General features: G+C 56.1%; 15 protein-coding genes, 1 tRNA gene and 1 pseudogene. 5 read left to right on the top strand and 12 right to left on the bottom strand.

Going from position 1 to position 18,055, the window contains the following annotated elements:
* Positions 1-130 precede the first annotated feature (130 nt).
* A complete protein-coding gene (locus BGO80_RS05360; protein ID WP_286719713.1) occupies positions 131-1,525 on the top strand; it encodes an L-serine ammonia-lyase in 1,395 nt (464 codons plus the stop codon).
* On the opposite strand, the gene BGO80_RS05355 is transcribed toward BGO80_RS05360, so the two are convergent.
* Together BGO80_RS05355 and BGO80_RS05350 are read right to left on the bottom strand one after the other, a co-directional pair.
* The gene (locus BGO80_RS05355) at positions 1,506-2,021 is read right to left on the bottom strand and encodes a hypothetical protein (RefSeq protein ID WP_286719710.1); all 516 of its coding nucleotides are present in this window, start codon (positions 2,019-2,021) and stop codon (positions 1,506-1,508) included. The two genes, BGO80_RS05360 and BGO80_RS05355, sit on opposite strands and share 20 nt — an antisense overlap.
* Before the next feature lie 10 nt (positions 2,022-2,031).
* Complete coding sequence (locus tag BGO80_RS05350) at positions 2,032-4,329, bottom strand: LPS-assembly protein LptD (protein ID WP_286719708.1); 2,298 nt, start codon at positions 4,327-4,329, stop codon at positions 2,032-2,034.
* Positions 4,330-4,784: 455 nt separating this feature from the next.
* Here BGO80_RS05350 and BGO80_RS05345 point away from each other — a divergent pair.
* Positions 4,785-4,860 (top strand) — tRNA-Phe (locus BGO80_RS05345).
* Between the two features lie 499 nt (positions 4,861-5,359).
* On the opposite strand, the pseudogene BGO80_RS05340 reads toward BGO80_RS05345, so the two are convergent.
* Positions 5,360-6,373: pseudogene (locus tag BGO80_RS05340) on the bottom strand (recombinase family protein); the annotation flags it as partial.
* Positions 6,370-6,687, bottom strand: a complete 318-nt coding sequence (locus BGO80_RS05335; RefSeq protein WP_286719704.1) for a hypothetical protein — start codon at positions 6,685-6,687, stop codon at positions 6,370-6,372. The pseudogene BGO80_RS05340 and the gene BGO80_RS05335, both read right to left, overlap by 4 nt.
* A gap of 263 nt (positions 6,688-6,950) precedes the next feature.
* On the opposite strand from BGO80_RS05335, the gene BGO80_RS05330 reads away from it, so the two are divergent.
* A complete protein-coding gene (locus BGO80_RS05330) occupies positions 6,951-7,688 on the top strand; it encodes a hypothetical protein (protein ID WP_286719702.1) in 738 nt (245 codons plus the stop codon).
* 404 nt (positions 7,689-8,092) lie between these two features.
* Here BGO80_RS05330 and BGO80_RS05325 read toward each other — a convergent pair whose 3' ends face one another.
* The gene (locus BGO80_RS05325) at positions 8,093-8,710 is read right to left on the bottom strand and encodes a transcriptional regulator (RefSeq protein WP_286719699.1); all 618 of its coding nucleotides are present in this window, start codon (positions 8,708-8,710) and stop codon (positions 8,093-8,095) included.
* A gap of 90 nt (positions 8,711-8,800) precedes the next feature.
* Positions 8,801-10,915, bottom strand: a complete 2,115-nt coding sequence (locus BGO80_RS05320) for a nuclease-related domain-containing protein (protein ID WP_286719697.1) — start codon at positions 10,913-10,915, stop codon at positions 8,801-8,803.
* A 120-nt stretch (positions 10,916-11,035) separates the two neighbouring features.
* Here BGO80_RS05320 and BGO80_RS05315 point away from each other — a divergent pair, with 120 nt between their 5' ends.
* Positions 11,036-12,211, top strand: coding sequence for a hypothetical protein (locus tag BGO80_RS05315; protein WP_286719695.1), 1,176 nt, complete (start codon positions 11,036-11,038; stop codon positions 12,209-12,211).
* A gap of 28 nt (positions 12,212-12,239) precedes the next feature.
* Here BGO80_RS05315 and BGO80_RS05310 read toward each other — a convergent pair whose 3' ends face one another.
* Positions 12,240-12,593, bottom strand: coding sequence for a hypothetical protein (locus tag BGO80_RS05310; protein WP_286719692.1), 354 nt, complete (start codon positions 12,591-12,593; stop codon positions 12,240-12,242).
* Between BGO80_RS05310 and BGO80_RS05305 the strand changes: the two genes are divergently transcribed.
* Entirely contained in the window at positions 12,565-13,134 is a 570-nt protein-coding gene (locus BGO80_RS05305; protein ID WP_286719689.1) for an ArdC family protein, read from the top strand. The genes BGO80_RS05310 and BGO80_RS05305 overlap by 29 nt on opposite strands.
* A 61-nt stretch (positions 13,135-13,195) precedes the next feature.
* Here the strand turns inward: BGO80_RS05305 and BGO80_RS05300 are convergent, their stop codons facing one another.
* The 5 genes from BGO80_RS05300 to BGO80_RS05280 all read right to left on the bottom strand — a co-directional run bounded on the left by BGO80_RS05300 (position 13,196) and on the right by BGO80_RS05280 (position 18,055).
* Positions 13,196-15,034, bottom strand: a complete 1,839-nt coding sequence (locus BGO80_RS05300) for a heavy metal translocating P-type ATPase (RefSeq protein WP_286719687.1) — start codon at positions 15,032-15,034, stop codon at positions 13,196-13,198.
* A 208-nt stretch (positions 15,035-15,242) separates the two neighbouring features.
* The gene (locus BGO80_RS05295) at positions 15,243-15,428 is read right to left on the bottom strand and encodes a hypothetical protein (RefSeq protein WP_286719686.1); all 186 of its coding nucleotides are present in this window, start codon (positions 15,426-15,428) and stop codon (positions 15,243-15,245) included.
* Between the two features lie 523 nt (positions 15,429-15,951).
* Positions 15,952-17,325 carry a type IV secretory system conjugative DNA transfer family protein gene (locus tag BGO80_RS05290; RefSeq protein WP_286719683.1) on the bottom strand — a complete coding sequence of 458 codons (1,374 nt, stop codon included), beginning with the start codon at positions 17,323-17,325 and terminating at the stop codon, positions 15,952-15,954.
* Positions 17,322-17,549 (bottom strand): hypothetical protein, encoded by a 228-nt coding sequence (locus tag BGO80_RS05285; protein WP_286719681.1) that lies wholly within the window; start codon positions 17,547-17,549, stop codon positions 17,322-17,324. Before BGO80_RS05285 ends, BGO80_RS05290 begins: the two co-directional genes overlap by 4 nt.
* Complete coding sequence (locus BGO80_RS05280; RefSeq protein ID WP_286719679.1) at positions 17,549-18,055, bottom strand: hypothetical protein; 507 nt, start codon at positions 18,053-18,055, stop codon at positions 17,549-17,551. Before BGO80_RS05280 ends, BGO80_RS05285 begins: the two co-directional genes overlap by 1 nt.

The raw sequence follows: 18,055 nt of genomic DNA, 5'->3' as shown, positions 1-18,055 counted from the left end.
TGTTTGCTCCGATATTGTCTTTTAGCCCGCCACGGGCAATCGCCCGGCATGGCCACGCTCTGTTGCCGATTCCGGAACAATTGAGCCTGACCCATGGTTGCTCTCCGGTGCCGCCGGGGTAAGATGGATCATGTTCCTGTCCGTTTTCGACGTCTTCAAGATCGGCGTGGGTCCATCGAGCTCGCACACAATGGGCCCGATGTCGGCCGCGCGCCGCTTCCTCGATGAACTTGTCGGCGCCAACTGGCCCCGCGCATCGCGCGCCCAGCCCAAGGCGCTGACGGCGAGCCTGCATGGCTCTCTGGCCTATACAGGCATTGGTCACGGCAGCGATCGCGCCGTCATCCTCGGTCTTGCCGGACACGAGCCGTCCAGCATCGACCCTGACCAGATGGACGCCATTCTCGATACGGTGCGCCAATCTGGCCAGGTCTCGCCCGAGGGCCACCCCAGCTATCGCTTCCGTCCCGCCGTCGATCTCGAACTCGACCGGCGAACGCCCCTGTCCGGCCACCCCAACGGCATGCAGTTCGCCGCCTGGGATGCGGACGGGCAGTTGGTGCTGCGCCGCATCTACTATTCCATCGGCGGCGGCTTTGTGGTCAGCGCCGACGAATTGGAGGCCATGCGCTCAGCGCCAGCCGAGCCGCAGGACGTGCCCTGGCCCTTTGCCAATGCCCGGCAGATGCTGGACATGGCGCGGCAATCAGGCCTTTCCATCGCCGCGATGAAGCGCGCCAATGAAGAGGCGCGCATGAGCCGGCAGGCGCTAGACCGGGGCCTCGACGCCATCTGGGCGGCCATGTCGGGATGTATCGACCGTGGCCTGGTTCAGGACGGGCAATTGCCCGGCGGGCTCAAGGTGCGGCGTCGGGCCAGGGCGATCCACACGCAGTTGGCCGAGCGCTGGCAACGCAACGAAATCGACCCGCTGATGGCCAATGACTGGCTCAGCCTCTTCGCCATGGCGGTAAACGAGGAAAACGCCGCCGGAGGCCGTGTCGTCACCGCCCCAACCAATGGCGCCGCAGGCGTTATTCCCGCGGTCATCCGCTACGCCATTCAGTTCAATGCCGGCACCGGCCAAGGCGCCATCCGCGACTACCTGCTGACCGCTGCGGCCATTGGCGGCATCATCAAGCACAACGCCTCCATCTCTGGCGCCGAAGTGGGATGTCAGGGCGAGGTGGGCTCGGCCTCGTCCATGGCCGCAGCCGGGCTCTGCGCCATTATGGGCGGCACGCCCGAGCAGGTTGAAAACGCCGCCGAAATTGCTCTCGAGCACCATCTGGGCATGACCTGCGACCCAGTGGGAGGTCTGGTGCAAATCCCGTGCATCGAACGCAATGCCTTCGGCGCGGTCAAGGCGGTCACCGCGGCGTCGCTGGCCCTCAAGGGGGACGGCACCCATGCTGTGCCGCTCGACGCCTGCGTCGAGACCATGCGCCAGACCGGACGCGACATGAGCGACAAATACAAGGAAACCAGCCAGGCAGGCCTGGCCGTCAACGTTGTGGCGTGCTGACCCCACCCGGCCGATAACCGGCGAGAATGGCGGCCCGCAAGGCCTCAGCCACCGCATGCGCCGCGGCTTCTTCAGCGCCGATCTCGGATTCGTAATTGGTCGGCGAGAGCTTTTCGCCCTGATAGCTGGTGTCGGCAAAGCGCGTGAACGACACCGTCTGCCCGTCCGGCTGGCGGATGGTCACGGTGGCTTCGACGCGCATGCCCACCGGGCGACCGGCTGGAATAGCGTTTGAAATCCCTATCGACGGGCCCGACTTGACGGCCGCGACGCTCAGTACCGGATCACCGGCGCCACCCGTGGCCGGAAAGGCAATCGCCAATCGGTTGAGAACGATTTGGCTCAGCCGGTTGACGGGCGGCGCAAAGCTGAACCGCGTTGAGGCCATAGCCGCGGCGGACCGATCGCCATAGACCGGGGCAAAGCTGGTGCAGGCCACAAGCGTCGTCGCCAACAGCACTGCGCTCATCATGCCAAGAAGTCGAATTCGGGTCATCTCAGCGTCCTTATGGCGCCACGCCGGGGCCGGTATAGCCGATATCGAAGCCGGCAGGCGCCTTGAGGCGGAATGTGGCAGTGACCCGCGTATCATTGGGCTTGATGTGGGTCGCACCAGTCCGCGACGCGCCAGCACCGATCTGCAGATAACCGTCATCATACATCAGGCCGGCACCCACCTGCAGGAAACTATTGGCGTTGAGGTCCCAATAGGTACTGCCGGACACCGACCAGTAATCGCTGACGGGCACCGTCAGCTCCGCGCCGATCTCGTTCTGGTCGCGCACCATACCAGCGGCAGGAACAGCAGCAGTGTAGCGGTAATTGAGCGCGGCCGAGAACCGCTCCTGGCTGTAGCTGGCACCCAGACCGACCCGCGCCAGAGCCAGCTTGGCCGTGTCGATCTGCGCCTTGCCGCCGAGCTTCAGGCCGCCCGTGCCCCCGGCATAGGCACCAAGCACCGCATAAGACGAATTGGCCTCAAGCCCTGAGCCCACTCCCGCCTGCGTCGAGTCGGGTAGGGCAAAGGCATTGGTGCCGGCGAGCAGGAACGACTGCCCGGCGATCACCTCGAGATAGTCGCCACCATCAAAACTGGCGAGATAACGCCCACCGATATTAGCACGCAGGCCAGTTTCCTGCCGGTCGATGCCGGTGAAGCGGTTATAGGTGAAGACATTGGTGTCATCGAGCACCACGCTCTGACTGTCTTCATTGGTAATGCCGGGCTTGCTGCTGGCCGCACCCCGATAGACGATCTGCCCGATCGGCTCGATCAGATGCGTCACGCCGGGACTATGGGCAGCCATCGGGTAGCGAACATCCAAGGCCGCGATGGGCGTCACGCCCCAGAGATTGCCGCTGGGCGGCGCACTGGCCAGGAGGCTGGTATTGTCGTAATGCGCGCCGTCGATGCGCACCCCCAGGAAGGGCGTAGCGACGAAGCCACCGCCAATCATCTGGTTTTGCCAGGCAAGCTGGGCCATGCCGTGCAGCCTGGTGCCGGCATAACCAAGATCGTAGGTCACGCCGTTGACGACGCGAGAGCTGTCTGCCTGCCGGCTGATACCCAGGAGACGCGCCTCGACATCGATACGTCCCGCGCCGGGCGGCAGGGTAAAGCTCTTTTCCACCCGGATATTGGGCAGGGCAATACCCTGCTGGGCCCGCGTCTGGTTGGTGTTGGCCCCAAGAAGATTGAACTGCTGCACCCGCGCATCGAGATAGGTATCGGCGGTCAGATGAGTGGCATAGACCTCGTTCACCGCTGCGCGGCCCGGATCCAGCCGATAATCTTCGAAATAGGCGCTGTCGGTGAAGGCCGCATAGGCAAATCCCACCTTCCAGTCGGCCACCGGAACGAATTCGCCCGAAGTCTGCAAGGCACCACGCCAATCACGTTGCGCATCGGCAAAGGTGAAGGCGTTCTTGTCGAACTGGTAGAGCCCCGACGCCTTGATCCGGAACGAGCCCTGATCAAACCGCTGCACCCATTCGGCGCCGAGCAGAAAGCCCTGACGCGTCAGCAGGGTGGGCGTAAAGATGACATCGGTAAATTTGGTGGAATAGACATTGAGCGGCACTTCGACCTTGAGGCCGATGCTCTCGCTATAATCGAGCGAGGGGCGAGGCGCCTTTTCAAGCGCGCTATCGCTGAGATCGGGCAGCCAGAGGTAGGGCAGCCACGCCACCGGCACGCCAAGCAGGGCCAAGGTGGGGTTTTCAAGACTCACCGATCCATCATCAGCATTATAGACCACCCGGCTGGCACTGACCGACCACCCGATCCGCCGTCCCTGCGCGTCGATACAATCGCCGCATGGCGCATAGCTGGCATTGTCGAGAATGGTGCGCAACGCCTGGTCATATTCGGCGCTGTCGGCGGTAATGCGGGCCCCGTCACTGGAGGTGATGGCGATGGAATTGAGGAAGGCCTGCTTGAGCCCGCCGGTCACCTTGAGATCAGTGGCGCTGGCTACATTGCCGGCCGGATCACGGATGCTGACAGCCCCGGTGAACACCAATTCGCCACTGCCGCGCCGATAGACCAGATCCTGACCGCGCAAGACATAGCCGCTGGCCCCAAGCACCACATCGCCCCGGGCGGTGATGATATTGCGCTGCGCATCGAAAATCAGCTCATCGGCTTCTACCGCCGTGGGGGCCGTGGCATCGAAAGGCGCGTTGAAGAACGCCTCCGGCAAAAGGCCCTGGGCGCTCGCGGGAGCCAGCGCAAGCGCACTCGCACCACCGAATGCGGCAGCGGCGACCCAGCGCAGCAATGCATGGCGATCAAGCAGCCCCAAAACCCAGCCTTTTCTTATCCGGCAGCAAAGACCTGCAGAGTAAACCCCGCGTCACGCCGGAACGCACACCTCGCCCGGTCCATGACGTCCCCAAGCGAGCAACGTCCGGAAACTACAGATGTATCCCGGACCCGGCAACGAACAAAGTGCCCCTGCCCACCGGCCTGCGCGCCACAGACGCTCCACAGCGCTAATCGGCGCCGAAAACAAAAAGTACTTTCAATGCCCTAACCGAGTTTAACCTCTTGTAAACCATGCCCGCCAAGACAGCGTCTTTTGGCCCTGCTGTTGCACGCATTCCGCACCTTCATGCCAACCCGCCAGCAGTGACGCGCGGCAGCGACATTGCCGCCACATGACAGATTTTCCACAACTCCACTTCTGCCGCTTGCGCCGCCAAAACACTTCACCTATAAGGCGCGTGGCTAGTCGCCGGGTGCCCACCGCGCCCTGATGCCCAGATAGCTCAGTTGGTAGAGCAGCGGATTGAAAATCCGCGTGTCGCTGGTTCGATTCCGGCTCTGGGCACCATTACTTTTTCAGGCATGTTCACGCCTCCTAACATCTTGAATGGTGTTGAAATTTTCGCGGTTCGATAACCCTCACCGCGCACATAGGGCAACTTCTCCGTAAAGACCAACTTTAGCACCGCACGGCGATCTTCGATCCGGGGCGAATGCCAGAGTTTCAAAGGGTTTGCGAGGAAGTCAAAGGCGGTTCGATAAGTTTCGCCAAAGCTTCTAACGGGCTTGCCGGAATTTGCGATCTTGTCGGCTAGCACAGCCTTCTCGGCTTCAAGCTCTTTGATCTTCTTCTCATAGGCACGAACAACTGAATCGCTGGACGCATCAACGATGCGATCAAGCAACTGATCGACCTTTCTCCCGATGACCAGCATTTCCTTGCTCAAGTGGTCGCTCTGGCTGCGTACGTTTGCAACCTTCGCATCCCACAGGTCACGGAACATCTGAAACGCGAGATTGAACAGACCTTCTGATGGTTGGAGGTTGCCAAGCAACTTTTCAAAGTCGCCTTCAATGACCTCCCGGCGAATTGACTTACGCGCCATCGCGCAGCCGCGCGTATCGCAGAGATAGTATGGATAGGTTGCACTACGCCCTTTCGACCAACAGGCCGTCAGCGGCTCACCGCAGTGGCCGCAGGTGACAAAGCCGCGCAACGGGAAGTCCTCACGAAAATCTTTCCGCACGGGCGCTTTCGCCATACCGCTATGGCGGTTCTGGACAGCAAGCCACGTTTCCAAAGATACCAACGGCTCGTGCTTCGCCGGAATGAGGTGCAAGCCCCATTGTTCGTGCGTCATGTGCGCGGCATAAACAGGGCGCGCGAACAGTTCGTTGACTCGTTCCTGATGGACTTCACCGTGCTTGTCTTTTGGCCAAGCAGGCTGCGCCTCAAGAAAACGCTTCACTTCCACAATCGTCTCAAAACGCCCTGACGCATAGCCTTGCAGGGCGTTGGCAATGATGGATGCAAAAGGCTCATCGCGGACAAGAAACTTCCCATGGCCGGGCTTGCGCTCCATGCGATAGCCGATGGGTGCTTTTGCGACCCAATAGCCATTCATGGCGCGGGCGCGCATGCGGTTCTTGGTCTGCTCTGCATTTTTCCGGCGCTGGTGCTGTGCAACGGTTGCAAGAAGGTACTCCCGCAACTCGCTATCAGCGTCTTCGCCAAACTCCACCGATGGGGATTCGAGAATGCCGCCAGCGACAGCGATAGCGGCGCGCAATTCGATATGTGCTTCAACGCCACGTGCCAGCCGGGAAATATCGTCGATAATGACGACATGCGGCACTTTCTTATGCTTCTTGAGAAAGCCAAGCATGCCGCGCATGCCGGGCCGCTCTTTCAAGCTACCGGAAACGTCGTCACGGAACACCTCGACGACATCATAGCCGCGATAGGCGGCGTACTCGCGGCATCGCGTTTCCTGACTGGCAAGCCCATCGCCCTCCGTCTTTTGCTTCGTGCTGGATACGCGGCAATAGATGACAGCTTTGGTAGGTTGATTTGTTGTCATGGGCGTTCCTTCTTTCGCCGTCCTGCTGCGGTGGAAGCAAACGCGCTGGACAGGCGATCATCGTATGGTTGGGATTGGGTGTTGCCCGATCCTACCATGACCGCCGGGCCGTCTTCATCCATCACGCGCATTTCATGCACATGCTGGACCGGATCATCGCCAAAGGCACGATCCACGAAATTTTCCATGATATGCCAAACAGTAACAAGCAGCTCGGCCTCGCGCTCAGGGGCGAGATTCAGATGCACCACGTGAGATCGATAACGGCTGAGATCGTGAGCTTCTGACAAGCCATAGTCATTTACCTGTGTCATCGACCCGCTCCTTTCCGCAATCGCCTCCAGTCAGTTTCACTGTTTAAGTGGGGTGAACAATACCGGAACATTGGTTAAAATGCAAGAATATATTCCTAAATTCTCACATTTTCTCCCCTAGTAGAAGCGCCATTTGCCCGTAGGGCAACCAGCGTAACACTAGCAAACGGATCGAGCGGGATATGGTATTCAGGCGCTAAACTATTTCAGAATCATAGTTTTTCGCCAACTCTCTGGTGGTCGTATTTTCCAAAAGTACTACCATGCCCGCTAACAGAAATTCAGGCCGCTATCTGATCGGTCAAAAGCTATCGGACTACCAGTTCGAGAAACTGATTGATGCCTATGCCGCTGGCATGGACGCGAGCGAAGTCACAAGAACACGCTCATCGGGTGGATATGGGCGCAACCCGAATACGACGACGCGCATATTTGCCCTGATACGAAAGCGTCTGATGGATATCGGGTTTTACGTGGACCCACGCATCTATCTGGAGCGAGGGCATGATGACAGTTACAGCCTGACGGGTGACCATTTCAGCCAACAATTGGACGCCGAAGCTTTGACTTCGCTTTTGCGTGGAGGAAATGATGAAACGATCCTGCACAGGGTGGCAGAGATATTGTATCGCGCCGCGAACCAGCACGTGACAGCAGGAGCCTTGTCCAGAGACATAAAGCTGGCGATCAAGTGTACCGGGCCTCTAAATCGACCGCCGCAAAATCTTGATATATGGGCCGATCATGGAAAGCTGATTGCCTATCAAACGATGCTTGGGCGCACGCGCAGATCAGCGACACTCGCCGCTCTGGAACATAGCGACCGTCCGGACGACGCCAGTCAGATCGCCGCCATTCATGACAACATCATTGCCTCACAGCTCTATCTTATAGAAATGACCGAGCGTGACATGATGCGGAAGGTTCGAGCCAGACGCAGAGCTGGTCAAAGTGCCAAGCCCAAGCGCCGCAGTATATCTGGTAAAAATTCAGGGAAATGAGAGTTAGAAGAAGTGCAAGATGTGCGGTGTAGTACCGCAATCTTGGCAAGGGGGCCGCTGCGCGCCCCCGTTGCATCCCCCAGGCCGTGGCACTTCAGAGGCATTGAGCCTCTTCTGCGCCATTCAAACGGACGCCCGTTTGATCCCGCTTGGATGGAGGGCGTTCCGCCCTGTCCAAGACCTTGAACCCTGACCAGGCGTGCTTGCCGCTGGACTGCAACCAGGGGCGTCCGCCGCCCCTTGGAAACCGCGCCGATGGTTTCGCCCATGGAGACGACCAAAGGGCGTTCCTGCCCTCTGGACACCAGACCAACCGTGCGCGTTTGGATGCCGCCAGCGTTCCGTCGCTGGACCCCTCGCAAAAAGTTGCCGCCCCTAGCCCCCAAACACCAAATCCGCAAAGCTCAATCTGCTGAGCCGCGAGGCTCTTTGATTTTCCCAATCGCGATAACAGGAACGCCTTTGGGCGGTGGTTGATCCTCGACGCGCCGCCAACTCACCATGTCCATGGAAACCCAAGTCTTGGCGGTTCGGCGTTCCTGTTCAACCCACTCGGGACGATGATAAAGCCGAAGCGCTAGGGCGACGGCCGCGTTCATGAAACGAAACCGCGCATCGTTCAAAGGGTAGTCGCCGCCTTCGGGCAAATCCGATTTGAACCCGGAGCATAGCCCTTTAACGCGCTCGTCCTTGAAAGACATGCCATGCCTGGCATGTGCGAACTCGTTTCGCACTTTTCGCAGCAGGCCAATTTCGGCGTACTCAAAATCATCAATGAGCCCGAGCGCGAAACACGCGTCGGTTCTCGAAGATAGGCTTCCAATTGCAGCATTGCCCTCGTCAAGGAGGCGGGGCGAGGCAGCGTTCGCAACGAAGAAGCATCGCAGCGTTTCGAGCAAACGATCATCGATCAATGCGGCGGCCACAAGCGCAAGCCCCCGGTCGGACTCGCGTTTGAGCTCGTCCACAAATTTCGCCAAATCTTCCGCTGTCGATAGCAACATGTCGAAATTATAGCACATTTAATAGGCAGTCGCCTGCCGCTTTTGTGAGTCGAATATCATGGAATTGTGCTTGATCAGGAAGCCAGGAGTTTCGACAGAAGGCTGTACTCAGTCTCCTTGAGCGCCTTTGTCCAGCGGTGGAGTTCTACTTTTCTCGCCCATCACTCGTTGCTGAACGCTTGAATTGAACAGGGAGGACGCCACCAGGGAATTGGCCGCCTGATCTTCATCTTCTTCCCAGGGGTAAACCAACGGACGTAGAGCATCGATTGGATTGTCAGTATGAACGCAATCGACAATCACATACCAGCGATCGCTTTTGGTGTCGTACTTATGCTTCTCACCAATGACTTCAGCAGAACGCAAAGAGGCTTTGTCGTGCTTTTGCACGACGGCATAGGTGATGCCGCCTGACCCCGTCGGTATCGAAAATGCCTTGATCGCCTTGCCAGTAGCTCGAACTTCGTCTCGAATTTGCACAATGACTGCCGCATAGTCCTCTAAGGCCGCACTAGAGAAATCGTAAAGATCGACAACTACCGATGCGAGACGAGGATCGGCATCCTTCAATATTGCAAGCAATTCGGTTACGGGAGGAATAGAGAGACGTTCGAGAATTCCGACTGGTCGCGCTACTGGAATGCCAAAGTCGGTAGCCATCATATAGTCATCGACTACCGTTGCGAAATCTCGGTCGAGCATCATGAAATCGGCTTCGGGGTCGAGGGCCAACTTATGCGAGATATGATAACCCAAATAGTTGTACTCGCTGTCTGAACCCATAGTGTCGAATACGGCGGCGCGGCATTGCAGGTAGAAAAGCAAGTCAACAGGCTTTGGCAGCATTTTTGCAATACAGTCCAATACGCCCAGGTCCCATATTACCGGCGCAATATTCTCTCCGCGAGTAAGCAGGGTCCGTGAAATAAACGTCGCGCCAGGGAATGGGTCACTGAGCACAACGACCGGAAAAAGGCGCGGCAATCTAGGCATTTCAATAGGCCTGCCGTTTTGCCCCAGACACGATGCTCCGCTCTTCACGAGATTGGCGCAACTCAGTGCCTGTTGATACGGGTCTTGGATCGCGCCTTTGAAATCCGCCTTGAGCGCATCTGTGTCGCCTGCGCGGGCCTTCATTGTAACACGCTTGGATTTGGCCTGCACGATCAGCACGAACTCACCGTAGAGGACAAGCACGTCAATTTCGCCAGCGTCGTTCTTCGTTCCGTTATCTATGATAACGTTCTCGAAAACGTGGTCTTTGCCGAACACAGAACGAAGTATTTCAGCTGTCGTTTTTTCGAGAAAAGCTCCTCGGTTCTTAGCCATGGTCGGGACATAAGCCTTATCAAGTCCCATCCAATAAAAGGGGCTTTCATAGAGGCTCTCCATGAGGCGGTATTGGTTGGCAACATAGAGCACATCACCCAAATCGATGATCGGCGCAATTGCCACCCCGTTCACCGCGAAAGGGCTGTCAAACTGGATGTTGCTGGCTGTCGCAGGAGTTACAAATTTTGCTATGAACGCATCCGCCTTCGCACCAAATTTCTTTCGCAAATCCTCCTTTGCAATGAGTAGGCTGTTCGTAAGATCAGCGTTTGTGAAGACCTGACCTTGGGAACGGTAATGGCCTATGGCCGACATCTGACTGTTGATGCGATCCATTATAAATGTCGCAATATCGATGATGGGCCTGATAGACATCCCAGCGTTTTGCAGTAGCCAGATTGCGTCGTCGCGATAACGTAGCCGCGTGAATCGCGTTAACTGATGAACATAGAAATTCTCTGCGCCATAGAATATCGCTTCACGCGCAAGGGGGCCTATGGCGTCAGCCTCGCCAAGTTGGTTTCCCGCAGTGGCGCCAAACGCAGGAAATGCCTCAAAGTTAATTCTATCGTGTAATTCCCGCAGGAGTTTGTCAGCAAGAGCAGCAAATTCGCTCTCTTCTTGAACGACTGAATAGATGCGGTCACTGTTCGACTGAACCATTAAGCCGACAAGGAGCATTAGCTCATTCTTGTGCAGGCGCTCGGTCGAAAACCTATAGTCGGGATCATTGGTGATCCGACCGTCTTTTGGGTCGTAGTTGGTCACCCAATCCCGGTAGACCAATGCCGAAATTTCATGCAAAGCGCCATCGCTCTGTGCCAGCGATCTTAAATCAGAAAAAATCTCTTGTTCTGAGCGCGGTGATGGTCGTTGTTTGGTTTCGTCCATTTGTTCCCCCAGCCACATTATATGGGAGAGGCAGTACCACTGGCCAGATGATCAAACAGACTTACGGAAAAACAGAGCAAATTTATCGCACTACGGGTCAAATCATGGTTGAATGCGCGAATGGAAATTTCTGAAATAATACCGACTGATGGAATTCCACAGCGGATCTATTGCAATCAGTGCAAGACCCACACTGAACTTGCATACACGAATTTTGACGAGGTTGTTTCCGGCATAACAATCAGGATAACAGGCCTGCCAACGCTGCAGTGTCCCGCTTGCGGATATCAACAACTCCCGGATCGGTCGCGGTTTGCAGTCGTGCATCTTCATGATGAAGCGACAAAAAAGACATCGAACAAAGTGACGGTGGATAGGAAGAAAATTCCCGAAACCTATGGCTTCACCCAGGTTCCGTTCATCTATGACTCAGATGACTATAATTACCTACCCGGATTATATCGGTCATTCGACGTAGGTTTCTTGCAGCCGCTATTCTTCAAACGTCAGGTCCTCTTGAAGTACGACAACTATCCGGGTTATCGCGTTCAGTTTGCCTCCACAACGTACGGGCAGATCATTACGGACGAGGACGACTACATAAGCTTTGGCATCAACCGCCACGGAAATGTTGTGATGTGGCTTGGCGACGTTGCGAAGCTGCCCGACAGCGAACAGTACTATTTGAGATCAGAGAACATCGCCTCCGATCATGCTTTGGGTAGCGAATTTTATGATGGCCAAATCGAGTGTGTTTTCACGCCACGCACAAAAGAAGACGAGCTTTTCCGGCTCAGGTCAGAGTTCCTAGATAAGAGCTTCAAGAAATGCGGGGTGTCTCTCGGACATCTTGAGGCAGCGGCACTAGACCTCGCTCTATCATTCAATCCTCCGGTTATAGACACGCCGAAAGAGCGCCGCCACGTCGCTGACACCCTGAATAAAATCTACCTTGAGTCTCTTGATAACGGTGCATTTGACCGCGTCGTGGCAAGCCTTGGCGCAAAGTCACCAGGTACGGGCAGTCTCAAACGACTTCAAACCATTCTCCAGACACTCGCACCGAAAGACGACATTAATAAACTGATGTCGCCGCTCTACGTACTTTACGATTTGCGCGTTGCCTATTCGCACCTTACCTCCGGTTCAAGTTCACCGCATTTACCCTCAGTCACCGCTCGGCTTGGATTGGCCAACGACGCCTCGCTGCAGGACATCTACGCGAAGCTTATCGATGGCTTGCTAGTCACATTCGAAGGTATGGGAAAGGTGATGGAGACGGGATCTTCGACCTAACCAAGCAAGAATAGCACCAAAAATAGTGTCAGGTCGCTGAAAGCACTTTTGCAGTCCTAATGGCGGCGTCCTTTTCTGTACTTTCGGATAACTTCTCAGCAAAGACTAGTTTCAGCACGGCCCGTCGATCTTCGATCCGGGGCGAATGCCATAGCTTTGAAGGGTTTGCGAGGAAGTCGAAGGCGGTTCGATAAGTTTCGCTAAAGCTACGGATGGGCTTACCGGAATTCGCGATTTTATCCGCCAGCATCGCCTTCTGAGATTCCAGCTCTTTGATCTTTTTCTCATAGGCGCGCACGACCGTGTCGCTGCTCGCATCGACGATACGCTCTAGTAACTGATCGACCTTTCGGGTGATCGCTAGAGCCAGCTGGGTCTTCAACGCCGCCCAAGTCGAAGGCTACGATCTGGACATAACCGATCTCCCTGATCAGGCTCGTTTCAATCCAATCACGCGAGCCGAAGCCTTCGTACGGGCCACTGGTGCCAATGTTGAAGAGATAGGTGATGAAGCGTGTTTCATTCCGGGCACTGACAAAATCCTGATGCCAGAACGCAGGCGTTTCATTGACACCAAAAAATCCACCGCCGCCGAATGCTTCTATTCAACAATGTTCCATGAGCTAACACACTGGACAGGCGCAAAGAAGCGGTTGAACCGAGACCTATCTGGTCGCTTCGGCAGTGAAGCCTATGCCGTTGAAGAACTAATTGCCGAACTAGGCGCTGCATTTCTCTGCGCTGATCTTGGAATTACTCTTACACCGCGTCAGGATCACGCCAGCTACATTCGCAACTGGCTAAGAGTTCTCAAGACCGACAAGAAGGCGATCTTCACGGCAGCTTCGAAAGCGTCTGAAGCCGCTAACTGGCTGCTGGAACGCGAATCCCAATCGCTTCCATGGGAAGTGGACGCGGCTTAGCCGCGCCCACTATCCACTGATCAAAAATGCCTTGTCAGCTGAGTGATCCGATTCATGCGTACTATTGTTTAGCGCGCACGGGGGATGCGAGCAGGCGCAGTCCGTTCAATACGACCAGTACGGTGCCACCCTCATGCCCGATCACAGCCAATGGGAGCGGCAAATCAAAAAACAGTCCGCCAGTGACGAGAACAATCATTGCGCCTATAGCGAATGTAAGGTTCTGCCGGATGATCGACGCCGTCTTCCGGGCAAGATCATGGGCAGCGGCCAGTCGCTCCATGTCTTCGGACAAGAGCGCAACGTCAGCCGCCTGAAGCGCGACATCCGATCCAGCAGCTCCCATAGCGATACCGACATCGGCGCGGGCGAGCGCCGCCGCATCGTTCACGCCATCACCTACAAAGGCGACCCTGCCATTGCTCGCAAGCTCGCCAACCATGCGCACTTTGTCTTCTGGCAACATGTCGGCATGAATGTTTTCAGCAGCCAGCCCAAGCTCTTGACCGATACGCAAAGCAACCGGGCGACGATCCCCGGTCATCATAACGATCTTCTTAATCCCTCTGCTTGTCAGAGCTGTAAGCGCCGAGCGGGAGGTTGCGCGCACCTGGTCAGCGATACTGACCGCGCCCAGTACCCGAGAGCCAAGTCCCAGATAGATAATTGTCTGAGACGTTTCGGAAAGGCTCTTCAGTGCCGAATGATCGAGCGAGGCGTTCATCTGCGCGGCAAGTCGCGGATTGCCTGCCCAGAGCTGTCCGTCGGTATGGCAACCGACAATACCTGCACTGGGCCGGTTGCTGACATCTTCCACATAGGCAAATTTAATGCCGCGTGCCGTAACATCCTGCCTGATTGCATCGGCACTATGATGTTCTGATTGGGCTTCGAGCCCGGCGAGAAGCGAAAGGAATCGTTCCTCGTCCCCATCAAGCGCAACCACGCCGGTGACCGCCGCTCGTCCGGTGGTCAGAGTACCTGTCTTGTCGAAAGCGAATGTATCCACGGCTGCCAACGTTTCGAGCGCTGCGCCGCCTTTGAACAACACCCCGCTACGAGCCGCTGCTGACAGGCCAGACAAGATAGCAGCCGGTACAGAAATCACGATAGCACAGGGACTCGCAGCAACCAGCAGTGTCGCAGAACGGTACATGGCTTCGTCCCAGTCGCGGCCTAGCCAGTAAAAGACGATGAAAGCCAGCACTGCACCGGCCAGCACCGCAACCGTATAGCGCTGACCGAACCACGCGCTGAACCGCTCCGATGGTGCCTTCGCAGCCTGTGCCTGCGTTACCAGGGCGATCATTCGCGCAACCGTGCTTTCGGCGAGAGCCTTCGTGACCTCTACCTCAAGTACGCCATCGAGATTGACTGTGGCCTCGAAAACCTGCGTGCCAGGGTCTTTGCTGACGGGCATGGACTCGCCTGTAATGCTGGCTTCATCGATGGCGCTGTGGCCATTGAGGATCGTCCCGTCAGCGGGAACGCGCGCCCCCGGACGAAGTATTACGATGTCGCCGACGCGAAGCTGAGCAGCAGAGATTTCTTCAACGGCTCCACCAGATGTTTTACGCAGTGCCGTTTCGGGCCGAAGGGCCATCAAGGCTTCAATGGCGCGCCGCGCCCGCCCAAGTGCTCTTTCTTCAAGGGTTGTGGAAAGGCTGAAGAGCGTCAGGAGTACTGCGCCTTCGAACGGCGCGCCGACGACTGCTGCCGCGATGGCAGCCACAACCATCAACAGATCGATGTCGAGAACGCGTTCTTGCCAAAGGGCAGTCAGGGCGCGTTGCGCAGCGGGAAAACCACCGGCAAGATAAACAAGTGTCATACCCAGAACGGACGACAGTGTGGTCACCGTGCTTTCCAAAGGCAGAAAACCGGCAATGGCCAGAGCCATTCCCACAATTGTCAGCCCTGTGAGAACAAGAGGAAGGTCCGCCGCTTGGGAAAGCGGTTTGTGAGTGTCATCAAGCATCCCAGATCATACCTCGCAAATGCCCGTTCCATAAAGGTTTTTATGGATGTCTAAGCGGGCACCAGCCTATCGGATCATTGCGCCTAGATATGATCGCGGGAGACGGTTCGAAGGATATGCATTCTTAATGCTATAACGGTGACGCGTCATCGTCGCGTAAATTTGGGTCCAACTCGCGCCGCAGGATGGTGTCGGCAATTTCGTTGAGATCGACGAGAAACCACTCTCCGGGTGATTTTCCCATCAGGAGCTTGTTGCGCTCTGCCTCCGCCTTCAGGAATTCATAGGCTTTTTCTGAAACTTCAATCGTAGGCACTTTCCGTTTCCTCCATCGGTGCTCCATGCCGCAGCGGCATTGGAGGGTAATCATTTCAGATCGGGGAAAAACATTTCTGACGAATTACGATGGTGTGTGACGATGATTTTGATAGGTCCAGCGACGAAAGGCAGTACTATTGCCGTGCAACCTAATGGAGCGGCTCAACCCCATTGAGCCGTTCTTTTTAGGGCATGTAGCGATGTTCGCAGGCGATCCGTCTGAAAAGTGGTTCTGCATACATTTAACTGGAATTCCGAAGTATTTTTTTGCGGTGTCGTGTTCCAAAATGGCGTCTGGCCATACTATGTAGCCGTAATCATCTTCAGAGAAGCAAAGCTCAACTCTGGTGGCAGAGCCGTACAGATGTCTGTAGTATCTGCGCGCGCATCTAATTCTGCTCTCTGCTTCTGACAGGCTGCTCATGATATTTAGCCATATGCCTTTTAATGTTTTTTACAACCATAAGACTATATGCATACGGCTGTGTGCGTTCATTCGCTGATGCCCCTTCGAACTCCGACTATACTAAAATATACCTTTCGGGCTTTTCGCGCACATCGCGCAGCAGACCTGTTAGCTCGGGCCGTTCCCAAAAATTCGGCATCTCCACCGTGAAAAATCCTTGATCACGGGATTCCAGCAGCGCCTTGCTGCCACCTGTGGCCGCGCGAATATCTTCCACTTGTAAGAGCGGGCGCGACTGCTCCACGAGGTTGTCGCCGGAACCGTTGACCTGGTTGTTGTTGACGTTGAAGCCTCGCACCATGACAGAGGTTTTGCCTGAGCGGTGCTCGATGTCTTTGAGCGTCTGATCGTCGGGCAGACCGCGATAGAGCGTATGGGCCACGGCCTTTTTCCAGAGCCGCGATGTTTCCCGGCCATAGCGCGATTCAATTTGTGCGGCGGCGTTCTGAAACACGCCCAGAAAATTGATACCGCCTTCGCGGTAGAGCGTCAGGATTTCATGGAAGTTGGAGACATATAGCTGTCCCCATTCTTCGCCCACGACGAGCGCGCGCAGCGGACCGTGCGCGGTCACAAACCGCTGCACAATCGCTGCTATCATCGCGCCGACAAAACTTCGGCTACTCTCTGAAGTTGCCGATCCAATGATGAAAAGCGCAGTTGGCGTGGACTTCATTTCAGCCGGATCGAATGTGTTGCGCTCGGTAACACCACGTGCCGCTGCACCAGGCTGAAAGGCTTGCAGCCTTTCGATGATGAGAGAGGAGTAGGCATTCCATTGATCGGTTGAGGCAGTCAGGCCTGCAATTTGCCTGCACATGCCGGAGTCATCTTCCAGGCGGTTATCACTGGCCCAAAGCAAAAGATCATCGGCAATCTCATAGGCAGCACGTCCGTAAAAGTCCCAGAGCCCGCCAGGTGTGCAAGGCCAACGCGTCGTTGGGAATCGCGCTGTAATCTTATTGTAGAGCGCAAAAGCAGAGCGAACGCCTTGCCCGATCCACCGATGCGCAGGGTTGGGATCAATCGGCACAAGATAGCTGGCAGCATCATAAGCCGCTTCGTTCAAAATGCCGTAGAGGTCAGGTCGCGCGGCAATCTCAATGACGCGGGTATTAATGTTGTAGCTGTCTGTGCGATAGCTATAGAGATTGCCGGGATTGATAAATCGGACCTGATAGCCTTGGCGTTCAAGCGTCTTCCAGGACACCCAGGCAAGCTCTCCATCTTTCGGATCAGTGATGATTTTGGTCAGATGCGCCGTGCGCGGTGAGACCAGGTTGACACCGAGGAACCGTGTGAGCTTGCCTTTGCCCGCCTGCGCATCAATGGCGACAGGTTCGGTGCCGCCATAGACAATCGGCTTCTTGTTAAAGAAGCCGAGCTCAATACCTTTGCGTAGATTTTTGTATTCGCTGGGATGCTTCATTCGATCAATCCTGATTTGCGAAGAGCGTCTTCATCATTGAGGACCGAGTGACCAAGCTGGCCACTCGGATTGGCGCTAAGCATGCTTTTGTGCTGTGCCTCAGCGCGGGCTTCTGCCCGCGCTCTGGCAATGCGCATCTCTTCCGCGTCCTTCCAGGCAAGACGCTGCTGATACTGAGATTCAAACATCCAGAAAAACTGGAAGATTTCGGTGAGATGGCGCACTAACGCTTTTCCTCATCATCCCAGGTGGCAAACTCAAAAGAGCCTTGCCCATCATCGCCGTTGTCGTTGCTGGGCTTTGAGTGAGACGCCGGAATTGAAGGCGTCACATCGATCATTTCTGAAGCGTTCGCTTTCTCATGCTCTTCCGCGAGATGCATGATCCATGCACTGAGCAGCGAGCCGATAGTGTATCCTCCAAGAAGGATCAGAAAGATGTAATCATCATCAATCCGAACGTCGGCCATCTGGGCGACGATGGCCACAGCGAACGGCGAAGTAAAAGCGCCCGCAATGCCGCTATAAACGAAGCACCGCGCCTCCGATGGTTTGATCGTCTCTTTGAAAATCGTTCTAGGCTCATTCCAGGCCCAGAAGCACACACCCGTCAAAAACAAAGAATAAAGCGCCAAAATAACGCCGACGAAAATCGCGGCGAAGAGCAAGAACACACCGACCAGTGCCAGCGCGAAGACCATACCGTTCACTTCAGAATTGTTGTTGTTCAT

This window comes from Devosia sp. 63-57, assembly GCF_001899045.1.
Taxonomy (GTDB): Bacteria; Pseudomonadota; Alphaproteobacteria; order Rhizobiales; family Devosiaceae; genus Devosia; species Devosia equisanguinis.
The sequence above is the reverse complement of the archived record's forward strand: the minus strand, read 5'-3'. Positions and strand labels throughout refer to the sequence as shown.

Coding starts and splice junctions, on each gene's coding strand:
- BGO80_RS05280 (WP_286719679.1), bottom strand. CDS start 18,055: ATGAACAACAACAATTCTGAAGTGAACGGTATGGTCTTCGCGCTGGCA.
- BGO80_RS05360 (WP_286719713.1), top strand. CDS start 131: ATGTTCCTGTCCGTTTTCGACGTCTTCAAGATCGGCGTGGGTCCATCG.
- BGO80_RS05325 (WP_286719699.1), bottom strand. CDS start 8,710: ATGTGCTATAATTTCGACATGTTGCTATCGACAGCGGAAGATTTGGCG.
- BGO80_RS05330 (WP_286719702.1), top strand. CDS start 6,951: ATGCCCGCTAACAGAAATTCAGGCCGCTATCTGATCGGTCAAAAGCTA.
- BGO80_RS05320 (WP_286719697.1), bottom strand. CDS start 10,915: ATGGACGAAACCAAACAACGACCATCACCGCGCTCAGAACAAGAGATT.
- BGO80_RS05315 (WP_286719695.1), top strand. CDS start 11,036: ATGGAAATTTCTGAAATAATACCGACTGATGGAATTCCACAGCGGATC.
- BGO80_RS05300 (WP_286719687.1), bottom strand. CDS start 15,034: ATGGCTCTGGCCATTGCCGGTTTTCTGCCTTTGGAAAGCACGGTGACC.
- BGO80_RS05290 (WP_286719683.1), bottom strand. CDS start 17,325: ATGAAGCATCCCAGCGAATACAAAAATCTACGCAAAGGTATTGAGCTC.
- BGO80_RS05335 (WP_286719704.1), bottom strand. CDS start 6,687: ATGACACAGGTAAATGACTATGGCTTGTCAGAAGCTCACGATCTCAGC.
- BGO80_RS05355 (WP_286719710.1), bottom strand. CDS start 2,021: ATGACCCGAATTCGACTTCTTGGCATGATGAGCGCAGTGCTGTTGGCG.